At 45.1% G+C, this 12,044-nt stretch carries 10 protein-coding genes; 7 read left to right on the plus strand and 3 right to left on the minus strand.

Annotated elements, in window-relative coordinates:
- The first annotated feature begins 293 nt into the window (after positions 1-293).
- The 6 genes from JFC06_RS05405 to JFC06_RS05430 all read left to right on the plus strand — a co-directional run bounded on the left by JFC06_RS05405 (position 294) and on the right by JFC06_RS05430 (position 5,717).
- The gene (locus JFC06_RS05405; RefSeq protein ID WP_198334248.1) at positions 294-902 is read left to right on the plus strand and encodes a rhomboid family intramembrane serine protease; all 609 of its coding nucleotides are present in this window, start codon (positions 294-296) and stop codon (positions 900-902) included.
- A gap of 313 nt (positions 903-1,215) precedes the next feature.
- A complete protein-coding gene (locus JFC06_RS05410; RefSeq protein ID WP_193006853.1) occupies positions 1,216-2,181 on the plus strand; it encodes a metallophosphoesterase in 966 nt (321 codons plus the stop codon).
- A 99-nt stretch (positions 2,182-2,280) separates the two neighbouring features.
- Positions 2,281-2,853 (plus strand): 5-(carboxyamino)imidazole ribonucleotide mutase, encoded by a 573-nt coding sequence (gene purE, locus JFC06_RS05415; RefSeq protein WP_226949570.1) that lies wholly within the window; start codon positions 2,281-2,283, stop codon positions 2,851-2,853.
- Between the two features lie 197 nt (positions 2,854-3,050).
- Positions 3,051-4,403, plus strand: a complete 1,353-nt coding sequence (locus tag JFC06_RS05420; protein ID WP_198334249.1) for a 5-(carboxyamino)imidazole ribonucleotide synthase — start codon at positions 3,051-3,053, stop codon at positions 4,401-4,403.
- Positions 4,403-4,852, plus strand: a complete 450-nt coding sequence (locus JFC06_RS05425) for a YaiI/YqxD family protein (protein ID WP_198334250.1) — start codon at positions 4,403-4,405, stop codon at positions 4,850-4,852. Before JFC06_RS05420 ends, JFC06_RS05425 begins: the two co-directional genes overlap by 1 nt.
- 226 nt (positions 4,853-5,078) lie before the next feature.
- Complete coding sequence (locus JFC06_RS05430; RefSeq protein WP_193006856.1) at positions 5,079-5,717, plus strand: NAD(P)H-binding protein; 639 nt, start codon at positions 5,079-5,081, stop codon at positions 5,715-5,717.
- 174 nt (positions 5,718-5,891) lie between these two features.
- On the opposite strand, the gene epmA is transcribed toward JFC06_RS05430, so the two are convergent.
- The 3 genes from epmA to JFC06_RS05445 all read right to left on the minus strand — a co-directional run bounded on the left by epmA (position 5,892) and on the right by JFC06_RS05445 (position 9,436).
- Positions 5,892-6,920 (minus strand): EF-P lysine aminoacylase EpmA, encoded by a 1,029-nt coding sequence (gene epmA, locus JFC06_RS05435; RefSeq protein ID WP_198334251.1) that lies wholly within the window; start codon positions 6,918-6,920, stop codon positions 5,892-5,894.
- 104 nt (positions 6,921-7,024) lie between these two features.
- On the minus strand, positions 7,025-8,152 hold the full coding sequence (locus tag JFC06_RS05440; protein ID WP_198334276.1) for a 4-phosphoerythronate dehydrogenase: 1,128 nt from the start codon (positions 8,150-8,152) through the stop codon (positions 7,025-7,027).
- A 156-nt stretch (positions 8,153-8,308) separates the two neighbouring features.
- Entirely contained in the window at positions 8,309-9,436 is a 1,128-nt protein-coding gene (locus JFC06_RS05445) for an AI-2E family transporter (RefSeq protein WP_193006858.1), read from the minus strand.
- A gap of 814 nt (positions 9,437-10,250) precedes the next feature.
- On the opposite strand from JFC06_RS05445, the gene JFC06_RS05450 reads away from it, so the two are divergent.
- A complete protein-coding gene (locus JFC06_RS05450) occupies positions 10,251-11,942 on the plus strand; it encodes an NAD+ synthase (protein ID WP_198334252.1) in 1,692 nt (563 codons plus the stop codon).
- Positions 11,943-12,044: the final 102 nt, after the last annotated feature.

Consider the following 12,044-nt stretch of genomic DNA (forward strand, 5'->3'; position numbering starts at 1 on the left):
GAGCATTGCCCGCATTCATAACAACACTACCGTCAAGATACGAAGCATTACTCAACTGCTCTCATACCCTGCTATATTATTCACTGTAAAAGCATAAAAAAGCATCGTTTTGTCACATAATAAGTTTTTGCATTATGATAACTACTGTTAGTATGACTTTATTATTAACCGCTACCCCTTAATAATAAAGTCATTGGTCATATTCAGTTTTCACTCAGCCGTAACGCTTAGGCGTTGAATATAGTCAGTTATAGCCATTTGTAACATATCAGGCACGGCCTAAGGATTTCCCTTTGTTAAACCATACGACCCTTATCATTATTATCACGGTTATTGTCAGCTTAGTGGCTTGGCAAAACAAGGCATTGTTTAATCGACTTATTTTTTATCCACCTGCCGTCAACAATGGCCAGTGGGATCGTTTTGTGACGCATGGCTTTATCCATGCCGATAGTATGCACCTGCTTTTTAACATGTTTACCTTGTACTTTTTTGGTCGTGCTATTGAGGGCCTGTATAAACCTTTTTTATTCGGTTATGGTTTTGTGGTTTTTTATGTGCTGGCGATTATCATCGCGATGATTCCAAGCTATATTAAGCATAAAAATACGGCCAGCTATTTAAGCCTTGGAGCCTCAGGCGGTGTCTCAGCCGTATTGTTTGCGTTTATTTTGCTGGCTCCGTGGGAAAAAATCTACCTATTTGCAATTATTCCTATCCCAGCGATATTATTTGCGATCGCTTATGTCGCTTATAGTATCTACGCTGATAAACGTGGCGGCTCAAACATCAATCACATGGCACACATGTGGGGCGGCGCGTTTGGCGTTATAGCCACGATTATTTTAGAGCCACAAGTACTGCCACACTTTATCAATGCGCTACTGTCGCCTGGTTTTTAGATGTAGATAAAGGATTTTGCTCAAACAGTAGCAACAGCAAATCAAAGCAGTAATAATGGCAATAGCAATAGTTTTAACAACAACTTCTTCAGTCCCTGCGAATATGTGAGTTCAGTATAAAAGCGATACCGTGGGACTGGATGAATTTTTTGCAGCCTCTGTCTGCGTAGGCACAGCACGCCAGAAAAACTGATACCAGTTCCACATCAGAATATGATGTCTCTGTTTTATTTAGAATTGACTATAGCGATCGATGTGGTGGCATCACTTTACAGGTTGCGGACCTTTATACATTAAGATTTGATAAATAATTATGATTATAGATATTATCGGTGACATTCACGGTTATGCAGACAAGCTGGTAGGTCTACTACAGCAGTTGGGCTATCGTCATAACGGCCGTTACTTTGTGCCGCCCGTCGGTCATCGTGCGCTGTTTATTGGTGATTTAATCGACCGTGGGCCTCAGCAGCTAGCCACCTTGGAGATTGTTTTTGCCATGTTGGATGCCGACGTGGCTGATGCGGTGATGGGCAATCATGAATATAACGCATTGGCCTTTGCCACGCTTGACCCTCACGATCCTAGCCAGTATTTGCGCTCGCACAGTGAGGTGCATGTGCGCCAACATGAAGCGTTTTTAGCCGAAATCCCTTTTGGTTCAGACAGCCATAAATATTGGCTACAGCGCTTTTACGAGATTCCCTTATGGATTGAGACTGACTATGCCTGCTTTGTGCATGCCTGCTGGGATATCGATAGCATGGCGGTACTAAAACCATTGCTGACTGACGATAACTGTCTCACATCGCACGGACTGACAGTCACGGCAAAAGAGCACACCGTCCCGTTTGATGCGCTAGAGCGGGTCCTAAAAGGTGTCGAGACGCCACTACCGAACGGTCTGGTGATGGTCGATAAAGAAGGCACGAAGCGCACCCGCGTCAGGGTCCGCTGGTGGCTAGATGAGCTAAATACGCGCACACTTTACGAGGTGGCACGTGCGCCTATGTCCGCGTTGGCCCAAATTCCAAGTGATGCACTGGCAGAAAACATTGATTTTGCGCTAAAAACGCATAAGCCGGTGTTTGTCGGTCACTATTGGCTGACCGGCACGCCTGAGCCCCTTAGCCCGCAAGTCGCCTGTACCGATTATTCAGCAGCGGTAGACAGCGGTTACTTGACTTGTTATCAGCTTGATACTGAGCGTCCACTGCCCCTAAAAGCCAGTAACTTTATCCAATACAACCATGATGAAGACGCAGGTACAACACAATAAAAACAGCGCCATTCATAAAGCCTTGACATTAAACCGCAAACTTGGCTTTACGAGGACCGCAAAACTTTTGTATGATGGGCTTTTTGAGGATATCAAAGCATGAGTACAACATCGGCTACCATGTCAGCGACCGTCAATTCTGTTGAGCAAAACGGACCTATCACCTCTCCTACGGGTCAACCAAAAGTTGGCATTATCATGGGCTCACAATCTGACTGGGCAACCATGAGCGCCGCTGCACAGTTGCTAGCAGACTTTGATATCGCCTTTGACTGTGAAGTGGTCTCAGCACACCGTACGCCTGATAGGTTGTTTGATTATGCCAAAAGCGCAAAAGATAATGGCTTACAAGTCATCATCGCTGGAGCAGGCGGTGCCGCCCATCTGCCCGGTATGTGTGCCAGTCAAACGCCGCTGCCCGTCTTTGGTGTGCCGGTAAAATCCTCTATGCTGAGCGGTTGGGACAGCTTGCTGTCTATCGTGCAGATGCCTAAAGGGGTAGCGGTTGGGACGTTAGCGATTGGTACGGCAGGTGCGTATAACGCCGCCCTTCTTGCCATTCAAGTCCTAGCCTTGCATGATGAAGCGATTGCTACTAAGCTAGATGACCTGCGTCAATCGCAAACCGACACCATTCTTGCTAGCCCAACACCCGGTATTATCAACCATTAATCGATAATAGTTATCGAGCATTTATCGCAAATACTGTTGATACCAACGATATGGATAGTCTTAACTTGATATTTGTTTTTAGATGGGTTCTACTTAATACAAGGTGCAGACAATGCACCTTTTCCTATTTTAATAGATTAATCTTTAGCGTTTAATATCCCAAAACCCTTACTCATTTTTAATTTAAAGAGCCTGCCATGACTACAGCAAACGCTTACCCTGTTACCCAAACCATTCTTACCATCGGTATTTTAGGCGGTGGTCAGCTTGGTATGATGCTTGCCGAAGCAGCCATGCCGTTAGGTTATCAGTGTGTGTTTTTAGAAGACAATGCTGACTGCCCTGCCAGCCTGTATGGACGCGTCTTTCACAGCGAACAATTAGAAGCCTTTATTGCGGCAGCGGACGTCTTTACGCTAGAGTTTGAAAACACCCCAACCGCGACGGTCAAGCAGCTGACTGACTTGTCAAAAGCTGGGGATAAACAAGGCATGTTTCCGCCACTGATCGCTCTTGATATCGCGCAAGATCGCTTAAAAGAAAAGCATATGTTTAACGCGCTAGACATCGCCACTGTCCCCTTTAGGGAAGTCAGCTCTGAAGCGGAATTGCAGCAGGCTTGTTACGAGTTGGGGCTACCGATCGTGTTAAAAACCAGCCGTGGCGGTTATGACGGTAAAGGTCAGTTTTTCATCAAGCAAGACAGCGATATCAAGGCGGCATGGCAGGATCTTAAAGATGCCGTTAGTGGTAAGGGTTCACTGACGCCAACACCAGCCCCTTTGATTGCAGAAGGTTTTATCAACTTTAGCCGTGAGGTATCTATTATCGCGGTCCGAGGACAAAACGGTCAGGTACGCTGTTATGATTTGGTCGAAAATCACCATCATCACGGGATTTTGGCCAAAACTCAAGCCCCCGCAGTGGGTACCAGTCACTTATTTCAGCAAGCAACCAATGCAATTACCACGATTATGAATCATTTAGGCTACGTTGGTGTCATGGCACTTGAGCTATTTGTGACCAAAGACGAGCGCGGTAATGATGTTTTGCTTGCCAATGAGATTGCCCCGCGCGTACACAATTCTGGGCACTGGAGCATTGAAGGCGCGATCACCAGCCAGTTTGAAAACCACATTCGTGCCGTCGTTGATTTACCACTGGGTGATACTGACAATGTCCATCCAGCGATTATGATCAACGTCTTGGGACAATATCCTGATATCAGCGCTGTGCTAAATATTGATGGGGCCCATTACCATAGCTACCATAAGGGTGAACGTGACGATCGCAAAATTGCTCATATTACCTTGATGCCTAATGATGTGGCAGATTTAGACCCTGCTTTAGCCAAGCTCGTTGCTGTACTGCCCAATAAAGTTGGTCTGGATAAAAAATCGAGCCCTATCGATAACAAGTCAGCAGCAGTCGATGCTCCTACTAACACTGAAACTAAATCCGAAAAAACTTTAGAAGACACAGATGTATCTGCTGAAGACCGTCAAACAGAGAAACCTGTAAAGGCAGATGTCAATAAGGCTAAGAAATAATGCAGATTTGGGTAGATGCGGATTCAGTGCCATTGATTGCCAAAGACTTGATCATCAAAACTGCTGAGCGTACAAAGACCACAGCGATATTTGTCGCCAATCAGCCCATTAAACTGCGTAAGTCACCGCTGCTCGTGATGACAGTGGTGCCCTCAGGGTTTGATAAAGCCGATGATTACATCGTGGAGCAGATACAACCGGGTGATCTTGCTATCACCAGCGACATCCCTTTGGCCAATGATATTTTGGACAAGGGCGGTATGGTACTGACGACACGCGGTGTGGTCTACGATAAAAACAACATTAAACAAAAACTCAATATGCGCGACTTTATGGATACCATGCGCGGTACGGGTGTCCTAGAGCTGCAAGAAATGAGTGGTCAAAAACCTTATGGCGACCGTGATAAAAAGGCATTTGCCGATGGCTTAAACCGTTTGGTTCGTTAGCACTGATGATCGCAAGGTGACAGCTATCGCATCTATCCGCTCTTGTCTGCTACTTGTTTCTCTATTTCTGTCTTGCCTCCTTGCAAACGGTATACACTCTACAACCAAACACTATGTAATCGGCACGCATCATAACGAAGCGTGCCGCCTTTTCTTGTTACGCTGTATTCAATTTATAGATCTACCATCTATATAAACGATCATACACATAACAATAGGAATAATTATGAAGGTTTTAATCATTGGTGCAAGTGGTCGCGTGGGTTCTGATTTGGCAAAGCAGCTGTTAGCCTCAAACCATCAAGTCATTGGTACCACACGTCAGGAAGAAAAATTATTTGATGCGGACAATTACAGTCAATTGGATTTAGACATCACCGCTGGAAAAGACTCCATCCAGAGCCAACTGGATCAAGACATCGATACGGTTTATTTCGTTGCTGGTTCTGGCGGTAAGGACGTATTGGAAGTGGATTTGCACGGGGCGGTTAAGACCATGCAAGCGGCACAAGACAAGGGCATCAAACGCTATATTATGCTTAGTGCCGTATTCTCATTGGACACCAGCAAATGGGACAACCCAGGTATAGCCGACCTCAAAGAGTACTATATCTGTAAACATTATGCCGATCAGTGGCTGGTAAATAACAGTACGCTTGATTACACCATTGTGCAAGCAGGGGCGCTAAAAGAACGCCCAGGTACTGGTAAAATTGCCGTTAATGATGGTGACTCTGGTGAAAACTCGATTGAAGATGTCGCCACCACGTTAGCTGCTGTGCTAAATGCAAACAACACTATAAAGAAAGTCTTTAGTATGCATAACGGTACAACGGCTATTGATGAGGCTATCGCTAGCGTATAAGTCTATTATTGATAAATAATAATTATCGTTAAATAAGTAAAAAAGGGTCGATTCTCATTGGTAGCACCTCCGCTAGCCGATTGAGTATTGACCCTTTTTTTATGGGTTTTATTTAGCCCCTACTCCTTTACTACACGACTAAAACTTCTGCCTTAAATACGAAAACCAACCCTCCTAAGCTAAGCCGCTCGGAAAACAAATGACCTCCTCCAAGCTGCTGGCACCTGTGATTACCATGAGTAATCTGTCTATCCCAACCGCAATCCCGCTACAAGGTATTAACTCATCAGAGGCGGTAATTAGATGCTCATCGATTGGCATTGGTGGGAGCTGATGACGCTTGCGCAATTGGTTGTCTTTTTCAAAACGCTCCCTCAACGCCTGCCCATCTGCCAGTTCATCATAAGCATTGGCAATCTCCACACCTTTGATGTACAGCTCAAAACGCTTCGCAATCTCATTTCCCTCTTTATCAAGGGCGGTTTTTGCCAATGCGGCCGTAGCAGGCGGATACTCTACAATCAACGTTGGCAAATCGTGTCCCAGATTTGGCTCTACCGCGTGACTAAACAGCAAGTCCAACCAGCTTTGCCGGCGGTCTTGTTCGCTGTCTGTTGCACAACTTGCCTCGCTATTAAAATCAAACCCCAGCAACCCTTTGTCCTCTGCCACCGCTTGTAGCGCAGACAGGCTCGCTGTTAGCGGATGAATGCCCACAAAGTCCATAAACGCATCAACATAGCGATAGTGATTCATCACAATGGGATAGCCATACAGCACTTCTAGCAGTGCGCCAACCTCTGATGCCATATCTGCTAAACTATAATTTGGCTGATACCATTCCAGCATGGTAAATTCAATATTGTGCCTGATCCCTATTTCATTGTCTCGAAACACAGGACAAATCTGATAAATAGGCACCTGCCAGCTGGCCAACACACGCTTCATGGCAAACTCGGGTGACGTATGCAGATAATAAGTACGTGGCTTGTCTTGATAAGTGACTTGAGCGGCAACTGACTGCAAAAAAGTATCGGTATTACCGGCTTGTGACAACAGCGGCGTCTGCACCTCTAGCACGTGTCGCTCAATAAAAAACTGACGAATGCGGTTTATAAATTGCGCGCGCTGCTGCGCCATCGCCAGTGTCATGGTAGGTGCATAGCTCGGCTTATGGAAAAAAGAGTGGTTTGCTTGGCTCATGGTGATCTACTGCAACTGACGAATAATAGGGTGGTAAACTGAATTTCTACATTGTTTTTCTAAACGGTGCTTCTAAAACGCATCTTTAAGTTGTTTGCCCATTTTTACCGCTGCCATTCACGGCGTAAACGATACTCACGGCGCAGTTTGTCAAAGTCAGCGCCACTTACTTGACCATCAACTGCCTTACTTCTCAATGCTGCATCGTCTTGTTGGATATCATAAAACGTGGCCAACCTCTCTGGATGCGTTTTTAACTCCGTCCACAAAAACGTATTGAGCGGTAATAGCGCCTGCATAGATTGGGCAGGTGTGACGGCTAACGTCTCACATAGGGCATCATAGATGATTTGCGTACCACGCAGCTTACCTTCTACCGTATAACCAGCAATGTGCGGGGTAGCAATAGCAAGCTTGGATAACAAATGCTCAGACACTTTCGGTTCATGCTCAAACACATCAAGTACCACTTGCCGCTCAGTACGCGCAATATCGGCTTCAAGGTCGTTTGCATGAATGACAGGTCCCCGCGCGCTATTAATCAGCATCGTCTGTGCTGGCATCATGGCCAACGTCTCCGCATTGATCAGATGGCGCGTTGGATAATCGTTGCTGTCGCTCGCCCCCTTAGCATCCGCGTTTTTATTATCCGTACCTTTTTTGTCCGTGAGTGGGACATGTAAGCTGACCACGTCACTTTTGCTAAGCACCTGCTCGAGGCTGGCATTATTGATATTTGCGGCTGGTAGCAATGGGTCATAACCCAATACCTGCCAGCCCAAATCATTCGCGTAATGAGCAAGCGTACTGCCAATATTACCCAGCCCAATAATGCCAAGCGTGATGGATTGCTGCCAATACTGCGGGCGCAAGGTCAAAATAGCGGTCAATACATATTGCGCGACAGAGTGCTTACTACAACCAGCCGCATTGGCAAAAGTAATGTTACGTGCCGTCAAGTAGTCCTGATCAACATGATCGGTACCGATGGTGGCCGAACCAACAAACTGCACACTCTCATTGTCAGCCAACAACGCCGCGCCGACTGGGGTCACAGAGCGTATTAATAGGACATCAGGTTGCAAATCTGCGAGCAATTGTGCGTTGATATCACGTCCAGCAGCGGTGATAATATTGACGGTCTGCATCGATGCTTGCCCAAGCGTTGCCGCATTAAAAAACTCGTCCAAACTAGCAATATTGCTATCGGCCACAATCGTTATATTTTTAATAGTATCCATCCTGCCCTTCTTAATACTTGCTTACTTGTTTACTTAGTATTTCAAAATGACCGCTAGGGATCTTCTATAGAGATCCTTTTATTTTAAAATAACGATCGTGCCTCTCTGCATACTTACTCTGGCTGCACACTTACTCTAGCTGCACAGTTACTCTGGTTTATCAATTAGGGGAAGAGGCGGGCTAGCAGCTAGCCCCTCTTCTTGTGGCGCAAATATCTCATTTTTGTGATTTGAGATCCATTCACGCCATACCGCCAGACCGATTGCCAGCACCACAGGGCCGATAAACAAACCAACGAAACCAAAAGCAGTTAGACCACCCAATACACCGATAAAAATAATGATAAAAGGAATCTTGGTCGCTCCACTAATCACAATAGGGCGAATGAGATTATCAACCCAACTAATCACTAAGGTGCCCCACAGCGCCAAACCAATCCCTTCGACCGTATGACCTTGACTTAACAACCAAATGGATACGCCGCCCCACACAAAGGGCGTGCCAAATGGTATCAAGGCAATGATAAAGGTGACAATGGTGAGCAAAATAGGACTTGGCGCACCAGCGAAATAGTAACCAACCCCTGCAAGCAGAGCCTGCGCCAATGCGGTCAAACCAATACCATAAACCACCGCACGAGTGGTTGTACCCACAGAATCAATATAGCCATCAATACGATTGCCAATGATATTGCGTAACGCTTGACGGATTTGGCGAACCAAACTGATGCCATCTCGATAGAAAAAGAACAGCGTCATCAGGGCCATGCCAAGCTTGGCAAGACCACTAAACACCACATCAAAGGCTACTTTGCCATAATATAAGTGTGACTGCACCCAAATCCGAAACGCTTCAAGCGTCCCCTCGGGGTTTTTATTGATTCTCCACAGCACGTCTTTCACTTGCTGTCCGATGATAGGCAGATCTTTAATAGAGTCCGGCACATCTAAATAGCCAACTTTGATACGATAGATTAAGTTGCTGATTAGGCTCAATGCTTCTTGTTGTAAGATAAAGACGCCAATGACGAGCGGCACCCCTATAATTAAGGAGATACTCACCGTCATAATAGCCGCACTAAAACTAGGGCTCAGTTTTACTTTTTCATAAAAAAAGTTATAAATGGGAAAAGTCACATACGCTAAAATCGCCGCCCAGAGCGCCGGTACAATAAAAAACTGTACCACCTGAAAACACAATACGAACAACACGACCAATAAGGTAACGGCCAGCAAGCGCTGAATAATAAATTCTTTTGTCCAATTTTCAATCATAGCGTATAAACCAAGAGCAGACAGCAAAGCTCTATCATGACTTTGCTGGCAAGTTTATAAATGTGAGATGAATATCGACTTATAGGCCATGCCCATAAACGGTATCCATTAGCGAGGGTGGTAAATCATTACTACATAGATAAAAATCTGCTTTGTGAGCGGCAACTCATAGGGCACGGTAACATATTTACCATCTATCATTCAGACTAAAAAAAGATTAAAAAAGCAGTTATCAGACCTCATTATGCAACAAAATAGGACAATTATATAACGCTATGTTGTAATCTTTACTTACAACTTTCTCTATGCAACCTTACTAGAGAATAACGCCCATACAAATAACGCAAAACGTGGCTTTGTGATGCAAAAACAATGCACTAAACGCCTGTTTTATATTCACACTGTAAACTGATATCTTGCCAGCTAATTCACTGGCGCGTTCTATTTGTGGCTGCAATTGATGTTATACTAAAGCAATTATTTTAAGCTTTTCAACAGCGTTAAGTGAGTTTGCCCTTATTTATTTTGATGGTTGTACAGACCCAGCAATGTTCAGACTGTCAGCCAAAACCCTCTTTTATCGTCCTTCTCTAGACTATCATAAGATCTACCCTTTAGAGCGGCGCCATAATTTTGGATATTATGCGTAAGCGTTATATAGTGGCTTATGCAAGATTTAAGCTCATCATACAAGTTCAATATTAGAATGGATGTGACTGAGTACTATTTTGAGTTAATGTCGGACTTATTTTGATTTGATTTTAAATCAATACTGACCCACCAAATTTTAAACATATCGATAGGAACAATAACAATGTCAAAAGACACTGATAACCCCAATATTAATCCCTCAAACGAGGCCAATAAAAGCAATAAACCACAAGAAACCGTTACTGTTGCGTTGGCACAGTCGCATTTCTTGGTGGGTGATATTACTGCCAATGCCGAAAAAATGCGCACACTAGCATTACAAGCCCGCGAGCAAGGCGCAGACGTCATTGTCTTTCCAGAGCTGGCTCTTTTAGGTTACCCGCCTCAGGATCTATTGCTACGTCCAAGCTTGTCAGGCCGTGTGAAAAGCGCCTTATCTAGCTTAAGTGATATCGACGATATCGTGATGATTGTCGGCTATCCTCATGTCGACCATCATGGTACCTTTAACTCTGCGGCCATCTTGCATAATGGCCATCAAAAAGGGTTTTATCATAAGCAAGTTTTGCCAAATTATGGCGTGTTTGATGAGCGCCGTTACTTTGATAGAGGCCGTAACCAAGTCCTATTTGACTATAAAGGCATCACTATCGGTCTACTTATTTGTGAAGACTTGTGGGAAAAAGGTCCTATCGCTGAGCTTAAAAAACAAGGTGCTGATCTAGCAGTTAGCTTAAATGCGTCACCTTTTGAGATTGGCAAACAAGACAACCGTAAAACGATGCTTGCCAAACGTAGCCGTGAAAACAATTTGCCTATCGTGTATGTCAACGCCGTTGGCGGTCAAGACGACTTGGTGTTTGACGGTGGCTCTATGGCAGTACAAGCTGACGGCAGCGTTGCCCACGAAGCGCCGCGCTTTATGAACCAGCTGCTTTTAGCCACTTTAGATGTCAAAACCGCTACGTTCGATAGCCAAACTAAAGCGCCATTAACACTGAGCCGTGAGTCGGAGATGTATCAGGCGTTGGTCGTTGGCTTACGCGACTACGTCAATCACTCAGGATTCTCTGGCATTATCGTTGGTCTGTCAGGCGGTATTGATTCGGCGTTGACACTTTGTATCGCCGTTGACGCCTTAGGTGCTGACAAGGTGTATGCCGTCATGATGCCGTACGAGTATACCTCTCAAATCAGCTTAGAAGATGCACAAGCACAGGCCCGCCGCTTAAACGTTTCTTATACGGTTTGTCCTATATTTGACGCTGTTGAAGGCATACGTCATACCCTAGCCCCGTTATTTAACAAATCGCCTGCAGACACCACCGAAGAAAACATCCAAGCACGTGCTCGCGGTGTGGTCTTAATGGCGTTGTCCAACAAATTTGGTCATTTGGTCATCACCACTGGTAATAAGTCAGAGTTAGCCGTTGGCTACTCAACCTTATACGGTGATATGGCAGGCGGCTTTGATGTGCTAAAAGACGTGTATAAATCACAGGTCTATAAGCTGGCAAGTTATCGCAATCGTTTAGAGGACACGCCTGTCATCCCTGAGCGCGTCATCACTCGTCCGCCATCAGCAGAGCTACGCCCTGATCAAAAGGATCAAGACAGCTTGCCTGATTACGATGTATTAGATGCTATCTTAACCTCGTACATCGATGAAGACATGGGTTATCAAGACATCATCGATAAAGGTTTTGATGCAGATATGGTCGCAAAAGTCATTAAGATGGTCGACAACAGCGAATACAAACGTTTGCAATCCCCCATTGGTACTAAGATTAGCCATAAAGCTTTTGGCCGCGAGCGCCGCTATCCACTGGTCAATAAGTGGTCGATAAAAGGCTAAGTCAAACGAGATAGTGAGGCTCGCCCAACCTCTGTTATTGAAAGGTTGGGAGATGCCAATAGTCTAATTTCTTTACAGAAATTTGGTTTTTTTTATGATTAG

The organism is Psychrobacter namhaensis (genome assembly GCF_016107545.1).
Taxonomy (GTDB): domain Bacteria; phylum Pseudomonadota; class Gammaproteobacteria; order Pseudomonadales; family Moraxellaceae; genus Psychrobacter; species Psychrobacter namhaensis.